The sequence below is a fragment of the Acinetobacter sp. TTH0-4 genome, from assembly GCF_015602665.1.
Lineage (GTDB): Bacteria > Pseudomonadota > Gammaproteobacteria > Pseudomonadales > Moraxellaceae > Acinetobacter > Acinetobacter albensis.
Window position 1 is genome coordinate 2,375,745 of record NZ_CP059079.1, and the last position, 25,250, is coordinate 2,400,994.

The following is a 25,250-nucleotide window of genomic DNA, read 5'->3' on the forward strand; positions in this document are numbered from 1 at the left end:
GAAAACTATTAAGACATTATATATACTTAAGTTTTAGCTATAACAATGACAAAAAAACCACGCTAAAAGCGTGGTTCTTTTGAATTTTTTAGTCATTTAATTCAGCCAATCCTTTACTCCTCCCCGATACCACTCCATCAATCTCATCTGCTGATCCCAGTATTTCACTTGGCTTATACCGAGTGATTTCTATTTTGATACACATGAGTAAGCTGGCGTTAATGGGATCTAGATTAAACAGATTTGATTCGTTTACGACTGTACTGAACAAAGATCTAAAACTATGAGTAGTCATTCAACCTGTATAAACTTAACACTTTAGCCCTACCAAAATAGAATCACTTGAGTATGCTCTAATATTTTAAAACTTGGCCTTAGCTGCGTGTAACTGCTTCTTGAAGCATGCACTAGAATTCGGATTATAGAAAAAATCATGAACTAACACTCTTTCATTCGCTCCATACATTTTTTCTTCAACCAAACACTCTATAGTTATACGTATGAGCTTGTAAATTTCATAGACACGATCGTAGCAGTCAAATATAGTTTTTTCAGATACAGAAAAACCAAAGTCAGCTAATTTTTTTCTTGCCAGCTTGGCACATGAAATATCCGAATCTACAATATATTGAGGAGACTCTTTGAACAATGGCTTATCGAGATTATTACCTTTCTTAAGGATTAAGTGCCATGCACTAATCAAGGCAATCCAATTAGCCAAGCTATCTGAGAAAATGGGATTATGTCCTAATCGCTCTTCAATATTTATTAGAAAATTTTTCAGATCATTCTTAGTCTTTAAAGTATGAAATCCCTTATATTCGATTCCCTTTAATGAATTGGCCTTCCCCCTAGCCTTAATGACAGCTGCTACTTTTTCATAATCTTCCAAATCATTTAAGTTAATAATCTGATCTTCGGAATAATACTCTGCAATTAAGTTATTTTTAAAAACTTCAAACTCTAGAAATAACATCGCCCTATAGAAAAGTTTATTTAAAAAACTCTCATTGATGACTTTATTCTTTTTTTGATATTTAGCTAATGTTAAAAAATTAAAATCTAGAAATTTACTAAGCACCCCTATACTTATATTATCGTACTCAAAATATAGAACTTGACTAACAATTTTAAAAGCAGCAGCACTAGTAATTAACTGAATTGGATTTTGTATTAATATTTCATTTAAATCTTGCTTATAATGATCTATTTCAAAACCCACCGACTCTATTTGTTGAATTAGGTAGGCACGATATTTTTCTTGCATTTGAACATAGATATCATTTTCAATTAATTCACCCTTTCCAAAAGCTAACTCAAAATCTACTCCTATCAATAACAAATGCTTGTAATGCTCCCTTATCAACACGCCCTCAGACCTACGATAAGCCAATGAATCAATAGTAGCTAATAATTTACTATATATACTTAACTTCTCTTCTGAGAAGCTTTGCATGGCTGCAACATCATGAAAATATAAATAATCTAATAGTCTGACTGTGCTGTTTTGAAAATCGTTAAGTTTTGGCATAAATGTGTATTCTTAAAAAAGTTCCCCTTATTTCAGAATTATTACCCATTTCATCTTATTTACAATGATTTCAATTTATTTCATTGGTAATTAAAAATGTCGTACCTGACGTCCAAACAAGTGCGTGAAAGATTTAATATCAAAGCAGCTGCTACATTATGGAGATGGCAACAACCAACCCAAAAAATGTTTGCAGAGCCATTCCCTCAACCGATAAAAGCAGTAAAGGGCTCTACAAGTCTTTGGGACCGAGAGCAAATAGAAACATGGGAAGCAAAATTTTTCAGAAATAATGAAAGCCTAACTAGTTAGGCTTTCCAATTTATCCCACCATTGCTTGTAAGCAATCCCCATCTCTTTCTGATAATCATGATAATCATAAGTCCCTTGCTCTCCAGGCATTGTATGGCCAATCATTAACTCTGCAATATCACGTGATGTAAAACGACTAAAATGAGTACGAGCGGTACGCCTTAAATCATGCATAGACCAATGCTTCATCTCAACACCATAATGTCTTCTTGCATATTGCATGACATTATACGGAAGCTTGCCTGGGCCATTTTGGCCATATACCTCTCTAGTCCCATTATTCACAAACATATAGATAGAATTATTCAGCTCCATAGCCTGCTGAATAAAAGGCTCAATTTCAGGCAAAATCGGTCTAAGAAGAGGTCGCTTCGTGTACTTACCTATCTTATGGTTTTCAGGCGGCACAGTCCAAATCTTACGTTCAAAATCGAAATCCGATTTTTTCGCCATCCTCAACTCACTGTACCTATTCGCATAAAAGAGACAGATTTTAATAAACAGTGCATTCTTCAACGCCATTCTTGATTCATCACAAATTTTCCAAATTAGTGCCACTTCATCATCTTCAAGAATTCGATCCACTTTATTCTTTTTAATATTAAGATCACGTTTGCCTGTTATATGACGTATTGGGTTGTTCTCAATCAGCCTACGATTTACGCCCCAATCTAAGCACTGCTTTGTATTTGTCAGCAACCGATCTGTAATTGAAGCTGACTTTTCAAAATGCGCTTCTAGTAACTCCAACCACATATGTAGTGTGATTTGATCTGCTGGCAATGATCCATATTTAGGAAACACATACAACTCAAAAGACCGTAATTGTTGCTGTGCATTTTTTTTATTAGTTAGACAATATTTTTCATGCCATTCTCGATATAAGTCTTCAAAAGTTAGCATATTGCTGACCTTATAAAGTTCTAACTTTTTATATCTCCTTGGATCATGGCCACCCTCCAAAACTCCTTTCATTTTTTGTAATTCTAGCCTAGCTTGCTGTAAAGTCAGATTTGGGTAAGAACCTAGGTCAAGCCGTGCTTGCTTTCCTTGATATCTGAAGCGCATTTGAAAAATGATTTTACCTTTAGGCGAGACACGTGCACTCAATCCATCTCTATCAGCTTCAACATGTTGTTCAGCTCTAGCCTTACCTAAATTCTTTTTTAGCCATGTATCTGTGAGTGGCATTCCACACCTGTGTACAAAATTTTGAATTAAAAAAATAACGTCATATATGTACACACTCATGTACACAAAACTTATGAATAAACTTAAAGCAACTTGAAGTCGCATGCAATGGGTATAAAATATAAAATTAATTAAAATACTGTAAATTATTAAAATATTAGATTATTTTAGAGTCTTTTGAAATGGGTTGAAATAAGATGAGTTATAGTGTGTTATTTGGGTGGGAAATAATGGCGAACGTCCGTCGCTGTGCGACCTGTGCCGCTAATTCGTCTTTGAAACTCATGAAAGATACCTACTGCAGAAGAGCAGTGTAAAAGATCAAAACTGATCAATATAAAAATTTGGCGATATTGTAGCAGATCATCAAACTTTTGAAATGAACTAAACTTGATCAATAAAGACCAATCTTAAGCCGACCCGTTATATTTCATCTCGTTTAAACGCTGTGCATCCATAGGCATGCCTAAAAGATAGCCTTGCATTTGTTGGCAACCTAAACGCTTGAGAATTTCTGCCTGCAAAGGTGTCTCCACCCCTTCTGCTGTTACGACTAAACCTAATTTTATCGCCAGATGAATAATACTTTCTAAAATCATTTCATCTTTGGAAGCTACAGTAAGATTATTAATAAATGCGCGGTCAATTTTAAGCTCATCGACAGGCAAATCTTTTAAATATAAGAAACTAGAATGGCCAGTACCAAAGTCATCAATCGCCAATTGAATTCCCATCTGGCGGAGTTGCTCAAGACAACGAATACTGGCAGCAATATCTTTCATTGCAGTAGATTCAGTAATTTCTATCGCCAAATGATGAGGATTAATGGAATATTTTTTAAATAAATTTTCTAATATTGAAAAGAGATGTTTATGTTCAAATTGAATGGCTGATAAATTAACCGCAACAGGAAAATAATTCAGATGAGTCTGTTCCCAAATTTTAATTTGTTTACACGCTTGTTCAAGCGCCCAATATCCCAGCTCAATAATTAATCCAGTTTTCTCTGCCTCAGCAATAAATAGACTTGGGGTTAACTGCCCCAAATGTGGATGATTCCAACGAATCAGTGCTTCCACACCACACACTTGCTGAGTTTGAGTTGTAAATTTAGGCTGATAAAATAAAATAAATTGTTGTTCTTCTACGGCTTTATATAAATCATTTAAAAGTTTAATTTGGCTTTTGGTGTGTTGCTGATCGGCCGTGTAACTGAAAACTGAGTAATTATTTCTGCCCTGAGATTTGGAAATGGTCAGTGCAGCATCTGCATTACTCAGTAAATCTTGTAAATTATTCCCATGATCGGGATATATGGCTATTCCAATACTGCTTGAAACATGGATTATTTTATCGGAGATTGCAAAATTTTGCTGCACCAACTGTAAAACTTGCTCTGCTTTTTGAATCGCATTTTCAAGCTTTGATTGTTCCAAAACCATTAAAAATTCATCGTTTCCAATGCGAAATAACTGTTCATTCTGGTTCAGTTTTGATTTTAACCGTGAAGCAAATTGAACCAATAACTGATCACCGATCTCATGTCCAAATGCTACATTGACTGCCTTAAAACGACCTAAGTCTATATATAAAAATGCAGTTTTGCTTTGCTGCTGACCTTGCCCAGAAAATAAATACTCTAAATATTGCGATAAAAATAATCGATTGGGTAACTTGGTCAAATGATCTTGCAGGATCAAATCTGCTAAGTCAGGATGTGCTTTAAACAGCTGTTTATTACGTAACTTCAATCGCTGTTCTAAAAGCATCAGATTTAACCCAGCCAGTAATATTAAAGCTAGAATGCTAAATACAACGAATAAAATGGTTTTATTTCCGATCGAATAAGAAGCAATAAGGGAATAATTTACAGCATCAAACGAGATTGCTTGCATATTTGTATAATGTATACCCATGATGATCAAAACCATCAGCATTACGATAAAAATTCTGATGTACAAAAGCTTATTGATCATTTTTTTAGAATAACGTATCAACCAAAGCACGATGACAGAACCAATAATCGCAATTGAAAGTGCGAAAACTGTTAGTAATCCATTCACTTGAATTTGCTCTGGGACTAGCACTAAACTGCGTATTTCAAAGTAATGCATGGTAAAAATACTGCATCCTACGAGTACAGCGCCTAGAATTAAATCGAAAATACTTAATTTCGGTCGATTGCTTAGCCCAATTGCAAGTATCGAAGCCATAAATGCCATCAGGTAAGAAAAAACTTTAAATTCATTGTTAACTGATTGAGCTATATAAAAATACTCATTAAGCATGCCCATAAAATGTAAGCACCAAATGACCGTTGCCAATATTAGCGCATTAATCACGAGGCTTATTTTTTTGTATTTACAGACTAAGCTATTGAATTTTAATGGTTCAAAAGATACTGCTAAACAGCAAATGAAAAAAACGACCACGATTAATCCGATTGCTAGGTCGAAATCATAATGCGTATGAAACATCTTAAACTTCCGTACAAATCATTTTTGTTTTCATTCATATTCCTCGTCGGGCTTTAATTAAAAACCTGAGCGATTATATTTAAAGAGTACGTATAAAAATAATTAATTAAAAACAAGAATCCGATACTATTGGATTTTGGTCAAGCAAAAATTGCACTATTCAAATTTATTTATAATCTCTTCATTTTGTTAAATAAAATAGAGTTCATACTTTTTTCAATTAGCACCAAATGGTTCATATTTTCTAAATTTAAATGACTATTTTATTATTATAATTTGCCTGTTAAGCCAAGACTCATTCCCATTAAACTTAGTCTGCCTTTTTTCTATTGTTTTTTGGCTCCCTTTTCACAAAAAATAAAATTCCCTTATACGGATCAGATTAAAAATAAAAAAACCAGCCGAATAATTCGACTGGTTTTTTTAATACACTTTAAAACATTGAGCTCAAAACTACTTTCCTGAGGCTTTATGACCTGTTTGTAATGTCGCATAATCCAATAAAATATTGGCAGACTCTGTGACAAATGTTTCATCTTCAGGAAGTGCCGGACGTTGAGCGGCTTTCATTTTAGAACGCGCTTCAATCAAAGCATCAATAGAAGCTTGATAACTTTCCCAATTTGGATATGGTTTTTGACCAGTGACTGCACGGCGTTGATTCTCAGCCTGTAAAGTTTTCTGCTCTAGCTCCATCAACTCAGCTTTACGTTGATCAATATCCAAAACAACACGTTTTTGCTCTTCAGTTTTTTGGGTAATTGCTTTTCGTTGTTCCAAGTATTTAAATTGTGGATCTGCCACAACACGCTGCTGAGACATTTGACTCAGATTTTGCACATAAGGCTGAACTGAGCCCTCACGTTTAAAAGGTGCTGTTGGAATCGTATCCCATTTTAAGGCATTTTTTGCTTTACGTTCACCAAACTCTTCGTTGTAAATATCAATCAATTTAATGTCAGGAACTACACCTTTATTTTGGGTACTTCCACCAGTCACACGATAAAATTTACGTTGTGTCAATGTCGCTTGACCATGTGCCAAAGTATCCAATTGAACTTGAGCTGTTCCTTTACCCGTAGTCGTACTACCAATTACAATACCACGCTCATAATCCTGAATAGCCGCAGAATAAATTTCACTGGCAGAGGCAGAAGCCAAATTAATCATCACTGCAAGTGGACCTGCGTAGGTTTGGGCACCGCCATCTTCATCTTCAAACACACTAACGTTACCATTCCCATCACGTATTTGTACCACTGGGCCTGACTTAATCACTTGACCCAACATACGTGCGACTTCTTCGAGTGAACCACCTGGATTATTACGCAAATCAATAATGATCCCTTCGACATTTTTAGCTGCCAAAGCTTTTAAAGCATTGTTGGTGTCTTCAGAAACTGAACGATAGTCCGTTCCTGCACGACGCGCGCGGTAATTTAAATAGAACGATGGGATTTCAATCACACCAAAGGTATGATTTTTACCTTCACGTTTAATCTCAACTGTACGTGAACGAACCCCAGCATCTTCTTCTTGAATAATATCACGTACCAAGCCCACAGTACGTGCCTGACTCATCGATGCACCTGGTCCAAGCAAACGTAAACTGACTTTCGTACCACGTTTACCACGAATCAAACCCACTACTTCGCTACTCGACCATCCCACAACGTCGACCATTTTGTCGCCATCTTGTGCTACGCCAATGATACGATCACCCGATTTTATTTGACCTGATTTACTGGCAGGTCCACCTTCAACAATGGTTTCAACCTTAGTGTAGTCTTCATTACCACGTTCAGGTCGAATTGAAACGCCGATCCCTTCCAACTGTAAAGTCGTTTGACGGTTGAGCTCCATCGCATCGACAGGTGGGAAATAGTTACTGTGTGGATCATAGGTCAGCATCATGGCATTCAAAGTTTTGTCTAAGACATCATCACTTTTTACACGGCTGATTCGCTCAAGTTGTCGAGTATAACGCTTGGTCAAGGTTTGTACTGGTGTCAAATCTTCGGGACTGGTTAAATCTTGCCCATTGGCCAAAGTCGGATCATCTTTCAATGCTTTTTGTTTGGCTGCTTCCTCTTCTTTACTAATGGTCAAGTTAATCAGTTGAGAGACCAACATTTTTTGCCAATGCTGACGCTGTGCTTCAGCAGATGCAAAATGAGGCGCCTTTTCGCGATCGGTCTCAATATAGACATTGGCTTGTTTTAGATTTTGCGGCTTTTTCAGCTCAGCCAACATGTATTCATAAAATGCTTTTAAACGTTCGCGGTATTGAGCATGAATCAGATAAGGCCCTGACAAATCGCCTGCTTTTAATGCAGCACCAAAGTTTGCACCGTATTTTTTCTTATATTGTTCAACTTCAGGCGCTAAAAACAACGAATGGTCTGCATCTAGACTGTCTAAATAGAAATCTAAAATTCGATTAGAAGTCGCGGCATCTAAACGCATATTCAAATAATGTTGACGATCAACTAAAGTCGCCAATTGACGCGATACAAGCGCTTGCTCTTGGGTGGGTTGAATCACTTGAGAAACTGCAACAGTATTATTTGCCGCAATTGCATCATTCATGACATGCGAAAAGAAAAATCCTCCAGTCGCAATCGCAACTGCACAAGCTATAGTTTGAAGTTTCATAAATAATTCGTTTTTCCTTGGTGCGATCCCAAAATTACAATGTCATTTTTTCAATATGAATGCAGTATATTCAAAATCTTAAACAACTTAATATATTTGTGTGGTGTAGTTTTATCACATTCTATACTGTCAAAATGTAGCAAATCATTGCAAAATGCGCGTATTGTTTTTTCTTTATAAAATTCTAATACGGATACCAATATGATTGGCGCATTGATGCTAGACATCGCTGGCACAGAACTTACACAAGAAGATATTCAACTCTTACAAGCACCGCAAGTAGGTGGCATGATTTTATTTTCTCGAAATATAGAATCCCCTCCACAAGTTCGTGCCTTAACCGATCATATGCGTCGTATTCGACCTGATATTTTAATTGCCGTTGATCAGGAAGGAGGTCGCGTACAACGCTTAAAACAAGGCTTTAGCTTACTTCCTGCTATGGGGCGTTTAGGTGATTTATATAACACGCAACCTCAAAAAGCCGTGGCCCTAGCAGAGCAATGCGGTTGGCTCATGGCAATTGAAGTACTTGCAGTAGGTATCGATTTCAGCTTTGCACCAGTTTTGGATTTAAATGATGTGAGCGATGTCATTGGCGATCGCAGTTTTGCTCAAAATATTCAAGATATTGTTCCCCTTGCCAGTGCCTTTATGCAAGGAATGAAACGCGCAGGTATGGCCAATACAGGAAAGCATTTTCCTGGACATGGTTCAGTTAAAGCCGATTCGCATGTAGCCGCCCCTGTTGACTCACGTAGCTTTGAAGACATTTATGCTAAAGATATGCAAACTTTTATTCAACTCATGCCCCAACTCGATGCCTTAATGCCCGCACATGTCATTTATGATCAAATTGACCCGAATCCTGCGGGCTTTTCACCCTACTGGATTCAAACTATTCTGCGTCAAAAGCTTAAATTTGATGGTGTGCTTTTCTCAGATGACTTAACCATGCAAGCTGCTTGTGTTGTGGGCGGGGCAGATGCACGTATTCAAGCCGCACTTAAAGCCGGTTGTGATATGGGTTTAGTCTGTAATGACCGTTCAGCCGCATGTACAGCTTTAGAAGGTATAAATGACTTAGCGCTACCTAATCAAGAACGCTTGGAACGTATGCGAGGAAAAATTCCACAGCTTCAGCTCAGCACAATACTTGAGTTAGGGGATGAATGGAAAAAAGTGCGTGATACTGTTGAAGAATTTAAACAATCCTTCCATTAATACGACGAAAGGAACACGACAAGGTGTTCCTTTTTCTTTATGATGATTAAAGTTGATGCCTCACTTACAAAGTCGATTTTATTTTTTATAAAAATTTGAATAAAGACCACTTAACAGGCAACACCTTCCTCAGCCATTATCGCTACAGATAAAATTAAAAAAACACAAGGTCAGGATGACATGACACAACCACTTTCAGAACACCGACATATTTCATTTACCGCCCATTACACGGGTTATATTTGGTATAGCATGGGGATATCACATCCAGTTTTCGCCACCTCGAAAGGAAAAATACTGACGAAATTGGTACATCCTTTAGAAAGCTGGGCAGAAAAATTTGTGGGTGGCAGCATGCGAACGACACTCAAACAACGTCATCGCATGATTGATGAACAACTGACTCGACTTATTGAGCAATATCCAGATTTACAAGTATTAGAAATAGCCAGCGGGCTTTCACCGCGAGGTTGGAATTTTCGCCAAAAATTTCCACATATTAATTATCGTGAACTTGATTTACCCGACATGGCCAAAGTAAAAACTCAGGCACTCAAGCAAATCGACATGAATAGTCCTGAAGTTTTGTCAGTCGACTTATTCACCACTGACTTTGAACAAGTATTTCAGGTATTTGACCCTGCCCGCCCTTTGGTTGTGATTAGCGAAGGCTTAATTAACTATTTTAGCAAAGAAATGTTATTACAGTTGCTACAAGCAATTACAGGTTATGGTCAGAACTTTAAAGAATTACATTACCTGACCGACATTTATCCAGAACCCGTCAAAAATAAGCTAGCTAACTTTATTTGGGCCAGTAGTAAGCTACTGAAATGGATGTCTAAAAGTGCATTTAGTTTTCATTTTATTCAACCTCAACAGATTCAAGATTTTTTTCAGCAAGGCGGTTTTGAGCAAGTCAGCATTACGCAACCTGAGCAATATTTTCACAATCAAAATATATCTACATCTAGTGATGAACATTTAGGTGATTTGGTCTGGATGATTCATGCTCATAAAAAAAACAGCGTTTAATGACGCTGTTTTTTTTAATTCTCAATTTTTTATTTTAAATAAATGTTTGAGTTTGAACTAAGTTTAATTCTTTTTGGAGTTGAATATAACGTAGTAAACGTTCTGCCAGTTCAAAACTTCCATGTTTAAACAAGGCCCGAATTTGGGTAGACGATACTTCAAAAATTAAACACTCGATTTTAAATGGACCTTCTTCATCTTTTAAGTGAAGGGCCAAGTCACGTGGGTATTGTTCAGCTTTTGCAGTTAGGCCTTCAGTAAAACTCAGTAAGACACCGAAAAAGTTTAAATTCACAATCTGAGTCGCTATTTGTAAATCTGAATGTCGATGGGTTAACTGCGTTTGCGGATTTTTTACCTGAATCCGTTCTTCTCCACGGCGTTCCATGGTCAGTAATTGTGCACGGGTCATGGGAATAATCCCTTCCACATCTTGGATCGACTCACCCTGTAAAAAGGTTGCAAACAAAGTCATAGTTTCTTTACGACGTTGTAACTGAGGCACGTGATCTGCATTCGCAATCATGGCAAATTGCATTTCGGGGCATTGCAAAGCAAAGTTGGCATTTTCATGCGGTAAAGTAAAACTGTCATATTGCCCGCATGCGACCAGTACTTTACATTGCGGAATAGGCACATTGGTTAAGCGTAGTAAACGATTGCAGTTAATTTCATAACGATCTTGTTCAGTCGCAGTAAATTCGGCCATCTGTTTGAAAAACAAACGTTTCGCTGTCGGTGACATACGGGTTTTATCAAATTTAGCATGATTGACCAAATACAAAATAACGGCTTGACCAAACTCATCCATGCGTTGTTCTTTCATCAAGTGCAATGACTCTTCAAGTAACATTCGCCAACTTTTGCGCGTTTTTTGCATGACGCCCATCAAAATCATACGTTCAACCAAATCGGGACGTTGTACTGCAAAACTTGAAGCAACCACAGAACCTAACGACATTCCCATAACGGATACTTTATCCAAACTTTCGATATCAAGCCATTCACCTAGAATACGTGCCAAGTCAGGTAACTCTAAAGTCCCAGCAGAAATACCCGTATCGCGATTGGTAATTTGCTGATTAGCTCCCATAGACGGGAGGTCAATTAAAATCACAGGTCCCGCACTGAGTAACTGTTCCACACAATATTTATAAGAATTAAAATTTTGAAATGCACCACCCACAATTAAGATAGGTGTCTTGTGCATAGTTTCAGGCTGAGCAATCGCCATATATTCGACTTTCCAACCCTTAAGCCACGTGGTACGTGCAGGTTGTTTAAAACTATTTCTATGATAAAGATCAAAAAAACTAAAATTCATATTTACGTCTTGTATTTCCGAGTCCATTTGGATCATGGAATTCATTTCCCTTCCTCCACTCTTGCCTTATTTTTATTCTGCAAGAAAATAAATATAGAATTTCTATAGCATATAGCAATTCTTCTTGGCTTTGATTATCAGACATCAATGTCTTTAATATTTTATTTTATACAGAGGATGATTTCAGGTGCAACATATTCTGTAACCACTCATCTAAATTTACAAACAAAAAGCTTTTCAAAATATTAACAATTTGAAAAATTTCAAAAAATTTTTCTATTCAGATGCTTCAATGTAGGGTTGCAGACTGTTACTATCAAAGATGTAATTTCTAAGTGATCAAACCGCTATGCAAGATTCCATTGAACAGTATATGCAAACGGTAGGACAACAAGCACGCCAAGCTTCTCGCGTGTTGGCAAGCGCTTCTACCCAAAGCAAAAACAATGCTTTGTCTGCCATTTACACGGCATTACAACACAGCGAAGCCGCTATTTTAGCTGCCAACCACATTGATATGACTCAAGGTCGTAACAATCATTTGGACAGCGCTTTACTCGATCGCTTAGAACTTACACCCACACGCTTTAAGAGCATGCTTCACGGCCTTAAAGACGTCATGAACCTGACAGACCCGATTGGTGAAATCACGGACTTAGCTTATCGTCCTTCTGGTATCCAACTGGGAAAAATGCGCGTACCTTTAGGTGTAGTCGGCATGATTTATGAATCACGCCCGAATGTAACGCTTGAAGCTGCATCGCTTGCACTTAAATCTGGCAATGCCATTATTCTGCGAGGCGGTTCAGAAGCATTGCAATCCAACACTGCGATTGCCGAAGCGATTCAACATGGCTTAAAAGCATCAGGTTTGCCAGAAAACTCTGTTCAGGTGATCAATACCATCGACCGTGCTGCAGTCGGCCATTTGATTACTATGTCTGAATATGTGGATGTGATTGTTCCACGCGGTGGCAAAAGTTTAATTGAACGAATCAGCAATGAAGCGCGTATTCCTGTGATTAAGCACCTAGATGGCAACTGTCATGTTTTTGTGGAAGCGCAAGCCGATTTACAAAAAGCATTACCGATTGCCTTAAATGCAAAAACACATCGTTATGGTGTCTGTAATGCGATGGAAACTTTACTGGTAGATGAAAAAGTCGCTGAAGATTTTCTACCGCGCATTGCTGAATTATATGCTGAAAAACAAGTTGAACTGCGCGGCTGCCGTGAAACACAGCGTCTTCTCGGTTCGGTCGTTCACCCAGCGAACGAAGAAGACTGGTATACCGAATATTTAGGCCCTATTTTGGCCATCAAAGTAGTAAGCGGGATAGATGAAGCGATTGAGCACATTAATAAATATGGTTCACATCATACCGATGCCATCATTACCGAAAATTTTAGTCTTGCACGTCAATTTTTGGCACAGGTCGATTCCAGTTCGGTCATCATTAATGCATCGACACGTTTTGCCGACGGTTTTGAATATGGTTTAGGCGCTGAAATTGGTATTTCAACTGATAAAATTCATGCTCGTGGTCCAGTCGGTCTAGAGGGTTTAACCTCTCAAAAATGGGTGGTCTTCGGTGATGGACAAATTCGCCAATAAATAAGATCTCTCATCATCATTTTAGTGTTCAGTTTCAATAGGAGGCTGAACACAGTCACTACAATATCCCGTTGCTGAATTTCGTAACATAATAAAAATAAAGAAACAGGGAAAATAGAATGTTTTATTACTTAATGATTTGCACTTTTTTATTGGCACTTGTGGTTTCATTTGTAGTCATGAAAATTTTTTCAAATTCGATCAATCAGATTTTGGCTCGTATTATTCATGACCCAATTCATAGTGCATGGGCAAAATATACCAAATTTGCAGGTATGGTTGTCGGTACCTCTTCTGGCATTCGCATTTATGATATGGAAAAATATATCACGCCACTGACTTATACAGACAATGACAAAAAAATAGTGATTGAGTTGACGCAAGAGCGATGGGTATTGGAAATTTATCGAACCATTATTGAGACCTTACAAGGTTTGGCTTGGATGATGTTGGTGTTTTTTATGGTATCGCTGATAGCTTATGTGATTGTACGTTGGTCTGAAGTGAAATATCAAAAACACTAAGCACTGCTCAAAATCACATCTTTCTGTAGCAAAAATAATCTATATTCAGCAGAGTCACTCTTATAAATCGATTAATTATTGATGACTATTTCACAAAGAAATGAACTTTATAAATAGATAAATTTTAATGATTATCTTTTTATCGGTCGATAGTGCTTAAGTCTAATCTGCTAAAGTCTAGCTTGGACAAAAAAAAATCACATGTTAAAACGCTTATACAGATCCAGATTGCATTAAAATCGCATTGCATGAAGATCACTAACGGATGACTTACTTTAACAATTAGAATTCGGGTATTAAATCGTGTCTACATCAGTATTAGTAATTAACTGCGGATCTTCATCAATCAAATATGCATTGGTTTCCGAGCACCGTGAAAATCGTATTTTTGGTTTAGCAGAAAACTTAGGTTCTGCTGAAGCACGTATTAAAGGCATTACCACAGGTGGTGCAGCGCTAGAACTCTCCATCCCCCATGCCAATCATGAAAAAGCGCTAGAAACTATCTTAGAACGTTTGTCACATCATCACCCACAAGCAATCGGACATCGCGTTGTACATGGTGGAACACTCACCAAAGCTGAACGACTCACACCTGAAATTATTGAACGTATTCGTGCAGCAACACCATTAGCGCCCCTTCATAATCCAGCCCATTTGGTGGGTATAGATGCGACGATGCGATTATTCCCTGAATTACCTCAAGTGGCTGTCTTTGACACGGCCTTTCATCAAACCATGCCAGCCCATGCATATCGCTATGCCTTACCTAAATTTTTATATACCGAACACAATGTCCGTCGCTACGGCTTCCATGGAACCAGTCATGCGTATGTATCTGAACGTGGTTCAGCATTGGCAGGCAGCCTAAAACAAGGCGGATGGCTTACCGCCCATTTAGGCAATGGTAGTTCGACTTGCGCCATCTGGAATGGACAAAGTGTAGATACATCTATGGGCTTAACCCCATTGGAAGGTGTGGTTATGGGAACCCGGAGTGGAGATGTCGATCCCAGTATTCATAGCTTCTTAGCCAGTAATTTAGGCTGGGATCTTTACAAAATTGACAAAATGCTGAACAACCAAAGTGGTTTATTGGGACTATCAGACCTCTCCAATGATATGCGCACATTAATTGAAGCCTCTGAACAAGGCAATGAAGATGCTGCAATTGCGATTGAAGTCTTCTGTTATCGATTAGCGAAATCTCTTGCAGCTTTAAGCTGTGGGTTACCACGAATTGATGGTTTATTCTTTACAGGTGGTATTGGTGAAAATTCCGCTTATATTCGCGAAAAAACGTTGTCTTATCTGCCTCATTTCGGCTTTCATTTAAGCCAAGAGCAAAACAATCAGCTTGAACGCGGTACAGAAGGCCGAATTGATACAGGCCTAGGACCACAAATTTGGGTCATTCCAACTGATGAAGAAGGTCGTATCGCCAAAGAAACGGTAAGTGTTGTAGAAAGTGAGGTGAAGCAAGCAGCCGTAAAAAAGTCTGATTTTGAAAGTGCAATGGTTTAAACCCTTACATTCATAAGTGCTGCAAATACCCGAATCCTTTTTATCTTTAGAATGAAACTATGAAAACAATTTTACTCGTACCTACAGGCGAAGGGGTTGGATTAACCTCAGCATGTTTAGGCTTAGTGTATGCTTTAGAATGCCAAGGCGTAAAAGCAGGCTTTTTCAAACCTTTTTCACAAGAACAACATCAGGATTTAGATCGTTCAACAGCGTTATATCGGCATTTGTCGAATAGTGAAACAGTAGAACCGATTCCTTACACCACAGTCGTTCAGCAACTAAACTTAGGTGAAAGTGATGAGTTACTTGAAGAGGCCGTTCGTTTACAGCGTCAAATTGCTAAACATCATGATTTAATTATTGTTGAAGGTTTGGTTCCAAATAGTCGTGATGCCTTTGCCTCAGAATTAAATGCTTCACTCGCACAAGCATTAGATGCCAAAGTTATTGTCGTGAGCAATGCTGATATTCAGCAAGCGACCACTACAGCTGAAAAAGTTGAACGTCAATTACGCTATTTTGGTGGTGCGACCTCTACAAGGATGGCAGGCGTATTATTTATGCGTACAAAGGGCCTACCTGAAGGTTCTGCCCAAATTCCGGTCACTCTTGATCCAAATTTACGTTTAGCGGGTGATACCGAGCGTTTTACAGCCAATATTCAAAAAACACATCCACATATCGGTTCTGACACATTACCCATCATTGGTCTGGTTCCATTTAGCAATATTTTAAGTGTGCCACGGGTTTCAGATTTGGCGAGTCATATTTCAGCAGAATGGATCAATAAAGGAGAAGCCATACAACGCCGTGTATTACACAGCAGCCTAATTGCATCTAATATTGAACATGAGCTAAACAAATTTGTCGCAGGTGAACTGATTATCAGTGCCTCTGATCGTATTGATGTATTACTGGCAAGTAGTTTAGCAAGCAGTAATGGAATTCCTTTAGCAGGTCTAGTTTTGACCGAACATCATGAGCCAAATGCCTCTGTTCTAGCCTTCTGTCAATCTGCCATTAAGCATGGTTTACCCATTTTACACACCTCACTCACCAGTTTTGAGACCGCTCAAAATCTTTCAAATTTAAGCAATGAAATTCCAATTGACGATACTGAGCGAGCAGAACAAGTCACTCGTTTTGTATCAAGTCATATTAATGAAGTTTGGGTCGGACAGCTTTTAAATGGTTCATATCAGCCTCGCCTATCTCCTTCGGCATTCCGTCATGAACTGGTTCAAAAGTCGATAGCCGCAAAAAAACGTATTGTCCTGCCTGAAGGAGATGAACCCCGTACTATTCAAGCTGCTGCGATTTGCCAATCACGTGGAATAGCACAGTGTATTTTGTTAGCAAAACCTGAGGCCGTTGTAGAAGTAGCAAAAGCACGTGGTGTTGAATTACCTCACGATTTAGAAATCATTGATCCTGATCTGATTCGCGAAAACTATGTAGCAAGCATGGTGGAGCTACGTAAAGGGAAAATCAATGAACTTCAGGCACGTGAACAGTTACAAGATACTGTGGTATTGGGTACGATGATGCTGGCCCTAAATCAAGTAGATGGTTTGGTTTCAGGTGCAGTGCATACTACAGCCAATACGGTTCGTCCTGCTTTTCAGCTGATTAAAACTGCACCAGATTATTCACTCGTGTCTTCAGTATTCTTTATGCTGCTGCCTGATGAAGTTTACGTCTATGGTGACTGTGCTATCAATCCTGATCCAAATGCTGAAGAATTAGCTGAAATTGCCATCCAATCTGCCGATTCCGCGAAGGCTTTCGGGATTGATCCGCGTATTGCGATGATCTCATATTCAACAGGTACATCTGGTACAGGTGCAGATGTCGAAAAAGTCGCAAAAGCAACTGAAATTGCCAAACAACGTCGCCCCGACCTACTTATTGATGGCCCATTACAATACGATGCCGCTTCGGTTGAAAGTGTTGGCCGTTCAAAAGCGCCAAACTCCCAAGTTGCTGGTCGTGCCAATGTGTTTATTTTCCCAGATTTAAATACTGGCAACACCACATATAAAGCCGTTCAACGTTCGGCAAATGTTGTGAGTGTAGGCCCTATGTTGCAAGGTTTAAATAAGCCAGTGAATGACTTGTCTCGAGGTGCTTTGGTCGATGATATTGTGTTCACCATTGCGTTGACTGCGATTCAGGCAGAACAACAAATGGATAAATGAGTATTAGAATTTTCAAACCATCCAATTAAAAAAGTTGGGTGGTTTATCTTCGCGCTTTACTCTTCAACTTTCCGGATCGGATTTTTATCCACATTCCTATTATCCTCAATCATCATTTAATTATTTCTTCTGTTTTTAGTTCATCTTTCTTAAAATATCAAATTAAATTTTTCTGCGCTAACCACACCGTATGTCCTGTACACTCAACATCTTCAGCGACCATTTTTATTACTTTAAAGCCAGACTGTTTTAATAATGCTCGATATTCTTCAGGGGCAAGACTGGCATGATACAAAGCATCACCAAACAGATCACCTATCGCTTCACCATGGCTTGGCCCACTGCTAAACATTAAAACTGTACCTGATTCAGCAAACTTAGAAAACTGTGTAAACATTTGCCGCTGATCATTAGGTGTTAGATGAAAAAAACTATCCCAAGCCAAAATCGCATTAAATTTTTGATCTAACTCAACGATTCGCATATCTGCTTGAAGCCAGTATTGTTCAGGAAAATTTTGCCTAGCCATTTCAATCATCACATCTGAACTGTCTACACCCGTGACGGTATGATTATGCTCGATAAAATAGGCTGCAATCGGTCGAGCAGATCCACAGCCCAAATCTAATATCTTAGCGTTTTTAGGAATCAACGAAAGAAAGTGATCTAGCCATACTTTTTCATACAAAAAATTTCCACGCAATTCCGTCCATGCACGACCATGTTTTTTATAAATTTCAATAATATTTTGAGCAAATTTATTTTGTTCAGTCATGATGATTTCAATCTATTTTTCAAATAGTATAAACCGATTAATTTGAAGATTTGAAGATTTGAAGATTTGAAGATTTGAAGATTTGAAGATTTGAAGATTTGAAGATTTGAAGATTTGAAGATTTGAAGATTTGAAGATTTGAAGATTTGAAGATAGAGAGTCCAATATATTTGAATGATTTTAAATAAAAAAGAAGATAAAGCTTAAGCCTGATCTTCTTTTTGGCCATAAAACCATGTTGCTGCAATATATAAAGAGAAACCGATAATTGAAGCTGTCGCAGTAATCATAGACTGAATACACTTGAGATTTGATGGGTGTATTATGTAAAAGTTTTATGACATATTTATGACAAAATTGTCATATTTAATACAATTTAAGCCAACCAAGTTAATATTTTAATTTTCAACAACTTAAAAAATAAAAAATAAATTTTTAATCTTTAAAGTTTGACTAATTCATTCTATTTTTATTGAAATATGACATTTTCCAAACTTTTTTAAAATCAATCATTGATAAACAATAAATTGAAACTTACTCACTCAATTCTTCCTTAAACTTTCACTTAAAAATCGGGCAAAACACCCACAAAACTTGCTTTTTATCTTATAATTTAGCCCGCTAGCTAACAGCCCGCTCAAGAGATATTTGTATGACAACTATTATCAAGCAAGATGACCTAATCATATCGGTAAAAGATGCGCTTCAGTTCATTTCTTATTATCATCCACAAGATTTCATCCAAGCGATGAGCCGTGCTTATGATCGTGAAGAGAACCAAGCTGCGAAAGACGCGATTGCACAAATTCTGATTAACTCCCGTATGTGTGCAGAAGGCCATCGTCCAATCTGCCAAGATACAGGCATTGTGAACGTATTTCTTGAAGTGGGCTTAGATGTTAAATTTGATTTAACCATGAGCCTAGATGATGCAATTAATGAAGGTGTACGTCAGGGTTATCTTGAAAACTCAAACATTCTTCGTGCATCAGTTTTAGCTGATCCTGCTTTTGGTCGTAAGAACACCAAAGACAATACCCCTGCTGTCATTCACTACAAACTCGTTCCGGGTAACAAAGTCGATATTACCGTTGCAGCCAAAGGTGGCGGTTCAGAAAATAAATCTAAACTGGCGATGTTAAATCCATCTGACTCAATTGTGGATTGGGTACTTAAAACTGTTCCGACGATGGGTGCAGGCTGGTGTCCACCAGGTATGTTGGGTATTGGTATTGGTGGTACTGCTGAAAAAGCCATGATGCTTGCAAAAGAGTCACTCATGGAAGAAATTAACATGGACGAACTGCTTCGTCGTGGGCCTGAAAATAAAATCGAAGAACTTCGTATGGAGATTTTTGAGAAAGTTAATGCCTTAGGTATTGGTGCACAAGGTCTTGGCGGTTTAACCACAGTTCTAGATATTAAAATTAAAGATTACCCATGTCATGCTGCGGGTAAACCTGTCGGTATGATTCCGAACTGTGCTGCAACGCGTCATGCGCACTTCCAGTTAGATGGCTCAGGTATTGCACATATTCAAGCACCTAAACTCTCTGACTATCCTGCGGTGACTTGGGATTCATCCACTTCTAAACGTGTTGATTTAGACAACATCACTCAAGAAGAAATGAATGCTTGGCAACCAGGCGATACATTACTGCTTAACGGAACAATTTACACAGGTCGTGACGCTGCACATAAACGTATGTGTGAAATGCTCGACAAAGGTGAAGAATTACCCGTTGATTTGAAAGGTAAATTCATTTACTACGTTGGTCCAGTCGATCCTGTGGGCGATGAAGTGGTTGGTCCTGCTGGCCCAACAACGGCTACACGTATGGACAAATTTACCCGCCAAGTGCTTGAAGCAACTGGCTTATACGGCATGATCGGTAAAGCAGACCGTGGTCCAACAGCTATTGAAGCCATTAAAGACAATAAAGCGACTTATTTAATGGCCGTTGGCGGTGCAGCTTATCTTGTGTCTAAAGCGGTACGTCAAGCTGAAGTGGTTGCTTTTGCTGATTTAGGGATGGAAGCCATTTACAAGTTTGTGGTTGAAGATATGCCTGTATCTGTCGCCGTAGATGTGAACGGAACCTCTATTCATGCAACAGCACCGAAAATCTGGCAAGCGAAAATTGGTAAAATTCCAGTAGTAGATGCTGCTGCAGTTTAATTAATCTAAGCACAAAAAAAGCACTCTACATTTAGGGTGCTTTTTTTATTTCTATTACTTAAACCTTATTTCACCAAGTCAACGGATTCCACAATTTGAATGGTTTAATTAATTGTACATCATCTGCAGGATCATATTTTTCTCGCTTAATTTTTTGCGCTTTTTTACGCACTTTCCCTGTATTTTGATCTTGAGCGACAAAGTTAAAGCTTTCTGATTTCAACTGGGTAAATGCAATTTCATTCAAACCTGTTTTTTCAGGAACCAGCATCAAAGGACCAGAAAGTTCTCGACGAGTATTTAAGTTTTCCTCATCATATTTAATAAAATAGGATTTTCCACCTTCAACAGTAAAGTCGAGATATTTAGGTTTTTGAAAATGCTGCACCCCTAAAGGACGACTACTGGATAAACGATACGTTCCAGCAGGTAGTTCAATCCAATAATAATGATTATTGAGTAAACTCGGAATACGCTCACTATTAATAAAAAGACTCGATGCCACTATCTCTTGACGATTCCATTTCGTATCAGGACGATACATATACACAATCGCAGCTTGAGTATTTTGTGCTTGAACTGATTGAAAATGCCGTCCTACGTTTTGATTGACCCACCCACCAATGGTAAACATACCAAAGCGGTATTGCTCTATCATTCCTGGTGCATGTTCAGTATCGATAGGTTTTAAGGTAGATGTGACTTGAGCTTGTTCAATGGTCGTCTTACCATGACAGCCCCATAAAATAACACTTGCACAGACCGCAATACAGACTCCACGCATGATTTTCCCTCACCGCGTATTTTTATTTTTGTACTAAATTGAGCACTTGATTTTGAAATATTAAATTGCGACATTTAAACCGCATATAGACGTCCACGTCTCGTGGTTCAGATTACCATCCAGTTTTATTTTTTCAAATAAAAAAACGTGGGAAAACACGAGTTTTCCCACGTTTCAGACGAATAGCGTGTTAAGCAGATTTAGAGTTTACAACCTTCAAATCTACTTTAGGAGCAACTTCCGTCTCTACTTTTGGCTGACGCTCAGTTTTAAGTTCTGGTTTTGCTTCGCCATTAATGACAGCGTCACTCACAATCACTGTACCGACATCTGTACGACTTGGTAAATCATACATCGTATCTAACAATGAGTTTTCTAAAATTGAACGTAGACCACGTGCACCAGTGTTGTGTTCTAAGGCTTTTTTCGCCACTGCACGTAATGCAGAATCTTCAAAAACCAGATCTACATTTTCCATATCAAATAAATATTGATATTGACGTGTTAAAGCATTTTTGGGTTCTGTTAGAATTTGCATTAATGCGCCTTCATCCAACTCTTCCAAAGTAGCAATGACAGGCAAACGACCAATAAACTCTGGAATTAAACCAAATTTCACCAAGTCATTCGCCTCAACCTGACGGAATAAATCAGACAATTTCTTGCCTTCATCTTTTTTCTTCACATCAGCTGTAAAGCCAATTCCACCTTTTTCTTGACGTTGTTGCACAATTTTTTCAAGACCCGAAAATGCACCACCACAAATAAACAGGATATTTGAGGTATCAATTTGGATGAACTCTTGTTGCGGATGTTTTCGACCACCTTGTGGTGGAATCGAAGCAACCGTTCCTTCGATCATTTTCAATAATGCTTGTTGAACGCCTTCACCTGATACATCACGGGTAATGGATGGATTTTCAGACTTACGGGTAATCTTGTCGATTTCATCGATATAGATGATCCCTTTTTGCGCTTTTTCTACATCATAATCTGCTTTTTGAAGAAGCTTTTGTACAATGTTTTCAACATCTTCACCCACATAACCTGCTTCGGTTAAGGTGGTTGCATCAGCCATTGCAAAAGGCACATCTAACAAACGTGCTAAAGTTTGTGCAAGTAAAGTTTTACCTGAACCTGTTGGTCCAACAAGCAAAATATTACTTTTTGCAAGCTCTACTGCGTCATCAGGTTTGTGACCTGTATTGGTCACTTTTAAACGCTTGTAATGATTATACACTGCAACTGAAAGTGTTTTTTTCGCAACATCTTGACCAATTACATATTGATCGAGCGCAGCACGAATTTCATGTGGCTTAGGTAAAGGCTTAGTTGCCCAATCATTCGATTCAACTTGTTGACTGGTTTGGACCAAATCTAAGCATACGTCCACACATTCATTACAGATGTACGCGTCCTCACCTGCAATCAGTTTCCCGACTTCAGACTGCGTTTTACCGCAAAATGAACAATGCTTTTGTCCTTGAGGATGTTCGGACATATTCACTCCAATATCAATATCTAAAAATTATGGACGTTTGCTTAACACTTCATCCACGAGACCATATTCTTTGGCAGCCTGTGCTGTCATAAAGTTGTCACGGTCAGTATCTCTGGCAACACGTTCATAGTCTTGACCACTATGCTCTGCCATTAAACGGTTTAAACGTTCTTTAATAAACAGAATTTCACGTGCATGAATCTCAATATCCGAAGCTTGACCACGGAAACCACCAAGAGGTTGGTGAATCATAACACGCGCATTTTCCAAGCAGTAACGTTTACCCTTTGCACCTGCATTGAGTAAAAATGCACCCATAGAGGCTGCTTGACCCATACAATAGGTCACCACATCGGGTTTAATAAATTGCATCGTGTCATAAATCGCCATGCCCGCTGTTACCGAGCCACCTGGTGAATTAATATAAAGGTGTATATCTTTATCTGGGTTCTCTGCTTCTAAAAACAACATCTGAGCAACAATTAAGTTGGCCACGTTATCTTCTACTTCACCACTTAAAAAGATGACACGCTCACGTAAAAGACGTGAAAAAATGTCAAAAGAACGCTCGCCACGAGACGATTGTTCTACGACCATTGGTACTAAAGCGTTATCAATTGTTGGAACATACATATGCTATTTATTCCTAAGTTTTTGTTACTTAACTCATAGGCACAATATGAGGGATAATGATCGAAATTGCAAAATATTCCCCATTAAATAACAGATATTTTTATATCCACTTTGTGATGTCAGGTCAATTCAAATGCAAATTCACACATTAAAAAAGGCGCATGATGCGCCTTTTTTAAATCAGCAGAACTTAGCCTTGTTGACGAGCTTGTTGCTCTTTCAACAATTCTTCATAACTTACTGCAGTATCAGTTACTTTAGCAGAAGCTAAAATATGATCAACAATTTGGTCTTCTAAAACAACTGCTTCAATTTGAGCACGTTGTTGTTTGTCATTTTTGAAGTATTCAATCACTTCAGTTGGATCTTCATAAGAAGAAGCCATGTCATTGATGTACGCTTCTACACGTGCAGGATCAACTTCAATTTTTGAATCAGCTAAAACTTTGCTGACCAATACACCAAGTTTAACGGCTTTCTCAGCTTGTTCTTTGAACAAGTCATCTGGAAGCATGCTGCTGTCAAATGCTTGCGCACCTTGAGCACCAAATTGCTGAGTAAATTGTTGAATCATTTGTTGACGTTGACGATCAATTTCTTGAGCCAACATTGATTCAGGTACTTCAACTTCATTTGCAGCAACAAGTGCATCAAAAGTTGCAGATTTCACTTGGTTACGAAGACCATTTTTCACTTCGCGATCCATGTTTTTACGTACGTCAGCTTTTAACTTCTCAACGCCTTCTTCTTCAGTTAGACCAAAGATTTTTAAGAATTCAGCATCAATTTCTGGAAGCTTTTGTTTTTCAACAAGCTTAACCGTAATTTTGAACTGTGCAGCTTTACCCGCAAGGTTTTCAGCTTGATAGTCTTCAGGGAAAGTAACATCAATCACTTTCTCTTCGCCTTTCTTCATGCCTACGATGCCATCTTCAAAGCCAGGAATCATACGACCTGAACCTAAAACAAGTTTAAAATCTTCAGCAGTTCCGCCTTCAAATTTCTCGCCGTCTACAGTTCCTTCAAAATCAAAAGTTACTTGCATGTCTTTTTTAGCCATGCCTTTTGTTTCAGCCCAAGCTGCACGTTGCTTTTGAAGGTTTTCAATCATTTGATCAACGTCTTTATCGTTGACTTCAGATGATTTACGTTCAACTTCCAATGCATCAAATGCGCTAACTTCAACTTCTGGGTAAACTTCTACCGTTGCTTCATAAACAAGAGCATCGTCTTTGTTTTCAACTTTGTCGATATTTGGCATGCCAACAGCATTAATTTTTTCTTGCTGAATAGCTTCAAACACTGTGTCACGAATAACATCGTTCACAACTTCTTGATAAATGCCTGCGCCATATTCACGACGTACCACATTTAAAGGCACTTTACCTGGACGGAAGCCGTTGATCTTCGCAGTTTTAGCAGTGCGTTTTAAACGGGCTTCAAATTGCTCGTTCACACGGCTCGTCGGTACAGATACATTTAAACGACGGGCAACGCCCGAAACCGCTTCAGAAGTTACTTGCATGGCTTCCTCGATATAGAAATAGTAATTGCAATTTTTAAAGTGCCACATTATATGACAACAATGAAAGATATACAAAGCTGGATGATTTAACCCCTATTTTTGCTTTGTTCCTCAATAAAGTCCACTTTTTATTTATATAAAAAATTTTCCTTCTTTTAATTGTTCTTTAGCACTTTTGTACATGTTTTATTGCAAATGATAAAGTTTATCATTAGTATTATGATGTTTTTTGTATTTTAT

At 38.2% G+C, this 25,250-nt stretch carries 17 protein-coding genes and 2 pseudogenes; 7 read left to right on the plus strand and 12 right to left on the minus strand.

What is annotated here, in order from left to right:
- Window positions 1–96 precede the first annotated feature (96 nt).
- The 6 genes and pseudogenes from H0S58_RS14030 to H0S58_RS11105 all read right to left on the minus strand — a co-directional run.
- A pseudogene (locus H0S58_RS14030) lies at window positions 97–295 on the minus strand (integrase); the annotation flags it as partial.
- Between the two features lie 66 nt (window positions 296–361).
- The gene (locus H0S58_RS11090; RefSeq protein ID WP_227592241.1) at window positions 362–1,531 is read right to left on the minus strand and encodes a hypothetical protein; all 1,170 of its coding nucleotides are present in this window, start codon (window positions 1,529–1,531) and stop codon (window positions 362–364) included.
- Between the two features lie 300 nt (window positions 1,532–1,831).
- Window positions 1,832–3,034, minus strand: coding sequence for a tyrosine-type recombinase/integrase (locus H0S58_RS11095; protein ID WP_195726542.1), 1,203 nt, complete (start codon window positions 3,032–3,034; stop codon window positions 1,832–1,834).
- A gap of 214 nt (window positions 3,035–3,248) precedes the next feature.
- Window positions 3,249–3,320: pseudogene (locus H0S58_RS14035) on the minus strand (hypothetical protein); the annotation flags it as partial.
- Window positions 3,321–3,444: 124 nt separating this feature from the next.
- A complete protein-coding gene (locus H0S58_RS11100; RefSeq protein ID WP_193890925.1) occupies window positions 3,445–5,511 on the minus strand; it encodes a GGDEF domain-containing phosphodiesterase in 2,067 nt (688 codons plus the stop codon).
- A gap of 453 nt (window positions 5,512–5,964) precedes the next feature.
- The gene (locus tag H0S58_RS11105; protein WP_195726543.1) at window positions 5,965–8,166 is read right to left on the minus strand and encodes a carboxy terminal-processing peptidase; all 2,202 of its coding nucleotides are present in this window, start codon (window positions 8,164–8,166) and stop codon (window positions 5,965–5,967) included.
- Window positions 8,167–8,367: 201 nt separating this feature from the next.
- On the opposite strand from H0S58_RS11105, the gene nagZ reads away from it, so the two are divergent.
- Window positions 8,368–9,390 (plus strand): beta-N-acetylhexosaminidase, encoded by a 1,023-nt coding sequence (gene nagZ, locus H0S58_RS11110; protein ID WP_195726544.1) that lies wholly within the window; start codon window positions 8,368–8,370, stop codon window positions 9,388–9,390.
- Window positions 9,391–9,570: 180 nt separating this feature from the next.
- Window positions 9,571–10,425 carry a class I SAM-dependent methyltransferase gene (locus H0S58_RS11115; RefSeq protein WP_193890930.1) on the plus strand — a complete coding sequence of 285 codons (855 nt, stop codon included), beginning with the start codon at window positions 9,571–9,573 and terminating at the stop codon, window positions 10,423–10,425.
- A 34-nt stretch (window positions 10,426–10,459) separates the two neighbouring features.
- Here the strand turns inward: H0S58_RS11115 and H0S58_RS11120 are convergent, their stop codons facing one another.
- Window positions 10,460–11,794, minus strand: coding sequence for an alpha/beta fold hydrolase (locus H0S58_RS11120; protein ID WP_195726545.1), 1,335 nt, complete (start codon window positions 11,792–11,794; stop codon window positions 10,460–10,462).
- 304 nt (window positions 11,795–12,098) lie between these two features.
- Between H0S58_RS11120 and H0S58_RS11125 the strand changes: the two genes are divergently transcribed.
- From H0S58_RS11125 to pta, 4 genes are all read left to right on the plus strand, one after another.
- Window positions 12,099–13,364, plus strand: coding sequence for a glutamate-5-semialdehyde dehydrogenase (locus H0S58_RS11125; RefSeq protein WP_193890936.1), 1,266 nt, complete (start codon window positions 12,099–12,101; stop codon window positions 13,362–13,364).
- A 119-nt stretch (window positions 13,365–13,483) separates the two neighbouring features.
- On the plus strand, window positions 13,484–13,888 hold the full coding sequence (locus H0S58_RS11130) for a hypothetical protein (protein ID WP_053578732.1): 405 nt from the start codon (window positions 13,484–13,486) through the stop codon (window positions 13,886–13,888).
- Between the two features lie 303 nt (window positions 13,889–14,191).
- Window positions 14,192–15,412, plus strand: coding sequence for an acetate/propionate family kinase (locus H0S58_RS11135; protein WP_053578733.1), 1,221 nt, complete (start codon window positions 14,192–14,194; stop codon window positions 15,410–15,412).
- 59 nt (window positions 15,413–15,471) lie between these two features.
- Window positions 15,472–17,613: a phosphate acetyltransferase gene (gene pta, locus H0S58_RS11140; RefSeq protein WP_053578734.1), complete on the plus strand. Its 2,142-nt coding sequence runs from the start codon at window positions 15,472–15,474 to the stop codon at window positions 17,611–17,613.
- Window positions 17,614–17,770: 157 nt separating this feature from the next.
- On the opposite strand, the gene H0S58_RS11145 is transcribed toward pta, so the two are convergent.
- Complete coding sequence (locus H0S58_RS11145; protein ID WP_195726546.1) at window positions 17,771–18,388, minus strand: class I SAM-dependent methyltransferase; 618 nt, start codon at window positions 18,386–18,388, stop codon at window positions 17,771–17,773.
- Window positions 18,389–19,040: 652 nt separating this feature from the next.
- On the opposite strand from H0S58_RS11145, the gene H0S58_RS11150 reads away from it, so the two are divergent.
- Window positions 19,041–20,567 (plus strand): fumarate hydratase, encoded by a 1,527-nt coding sequence (locus H0S58_RS11150; RefSeq protein WP_092718219.1) that lies wholly within the window; start codon window positions 19,041–19,043, stop codon window positions 20,565–20,567.
- A gap of 70 nt (window positions 20,568–20,637) precedes the next feature.
- Here the strand turns inward: H0S58_RS11150 and H0S58_RS11155 are convergent, their stop codons facing one another.
- The 4 genes from H0S58_RS11155 to tig all read right to left on the minus strand — a co-directional run bounded on the left by H0S58_RS11155 (window position 20,638) and on the right by tig (window position 25,010).
- Complete coding sequence (locus H0S58_RS11155) at window positions 20,638–21,351, minus strand: DUF2846 domain-containing protein (protein WP_092718222.1); 714 nt, start codon at window positions 21,349–21,351, stop codon at window positions 20,638–20,640.
- A gap of 190 nt (window positions 21,352–21,541) precedes the next feature.
- The gene (gene clpX / locus H0S58_RS11160) at window positions 21,542–22,852 is read right to left on the minus strand and encodes an ATP-dependent protease ATP-binding subunit ClpX (protein WP_053578740.1); all 1,311 of its coding nucleotides are present in this window, start codon (window positions 22,850–22,852) and stop codon (window positions 21,542–21,544) included.
- 27 nt (window positions 22,853–22,879) lie between these two features.
- Complete coding sequence (gene clpP / locus H0S58_RS11165; RefSeq protein ID WP_195726547.1) at window positions 22,880–23,485, minus strand: ATP-dependent Clp endopeptidase proteolytic subunit ClpP; 606 nt, start codon at window positions 23,483–23,485, stop codon at window positions 22,880–22,882.
- A 190-nt stretch (window positions 23,486–23,675) separates the two neighbouring features.
- On the minus strand, window positions 23,676–25,010 hold the full coding sequence (gene tig, locus H0S58_RS11170) for a trigger factor (protein ID WP_053578742.1): 1,335 nt from the start codon (window positions 25,008–25,010) through the stop codon (window positions 23,676–23,678).
- Between the last annotated feature and the right edge of the window lie 240 nt (window positions 25,011–25,250).

Coding starts and splice junctions, on each gene's coding strand:
- H0S58_RS11150 (WP_092718219.1), top strand. CDS start 19,041: ATGACAACTATTATCAAGCAAGATGACCTAATCATATCGGTAAAAGAT.
- H0S58_RS11130 (WP_053578732.1), top strand. CDS start 13,484: ATGTTTTATTACTTAATGATTTGCACTTTTTTATTGGCACTTGTGGTT.
- clpP (WP_195726547.1), bottom strand. CDS start 23,485: ATGTATGTTCCAACAATTGATAACGCTTTAGTACCAATGGTCGTAGAA.
- clpX (WP_053578740.1), bottom strand. CDS start 22,852: ATGTCCGAACATCCTCAAGGACAAAAGCATTGTTCATTTTGCGGTAAA.
- H0S58_RS11090 (WP_227592241.1), bottom strand. CDS start 1,531: ATGCCAAAACTTAACGATTTTCAAAACAGCACAGTCAGACTATTAGAT.
- tig (WP_053578742.1), bottom strand. CDS start 25,010: ATGCAAGTAACTTCTGAAGCGGTTTCGGGCGTTGCCCGTCGTTTAAAT.
- H0S58_RS11120 (WP_195726545.1), bottom strand. CDS start 11,794: ATGAATTCCATGATCCAAATGGACTCGGAAATACAAGACGTAAATATG.
- H0S58_RS11125 (WP_193890936.1), top strand. CDS start 12,099: ATGCAAGATTCCATTGAACAGTATATGCAAACGGTAGGACAACAAGCA.
- nagZ (WP_195726544.1), top strand. CDS start 8,368: ATGATTGGCGCATTGATGCTAGACATCGCTGGCACAGAACTTACACAA.
- H0S58_RS11095 (WP_195726542.1), bottom strand. CDS start 3,034: ATGCCACTCACAGATACATGGCTAAAAAAGAATTTAGGTAAGGCTAGA.
- H0S58_RS11105 (WP_195726543.1), bottom strand. CDS start 8,166: ATGAAACTTCAAACTATAGCTTGTGCAGTTGCGATTGCGACTGGAGGA.
- H0S58_RS11155 (WP_092718222.1), bottom strand. CDS start 21,351: ATGCGTGGAGTCTGTATTGCGGTCTGTGCAAGTGTTATTTTATGGGGC.
- pta (WP_053578734.1), top strand. CDS start 15,472: ATGAAAACAATTTTACTCGTACCTACAGGCGAAGGGGTTGGATTAACC.
- H0S58_RS11115 (WP_193890930.1), top strand. CDS start 9,571: ATGACACAACCACTTTCAGAACACCGACATATTTCATTTACCGCCCAT.
- H0S58_RS11145 (WP_195726546.1), bottom strand. CDS start 18,388: ATGACTGAACAAAATAAATTTGCTCAAAATATTATTGAAATTTATAAA.
- H0S58_RS11100 (WP_193890925.1), bottom strand. CDS start 5,511: ATGTTTCATACGCATTATGATTTCGACCTAGCAATCGGATTAATCGTG.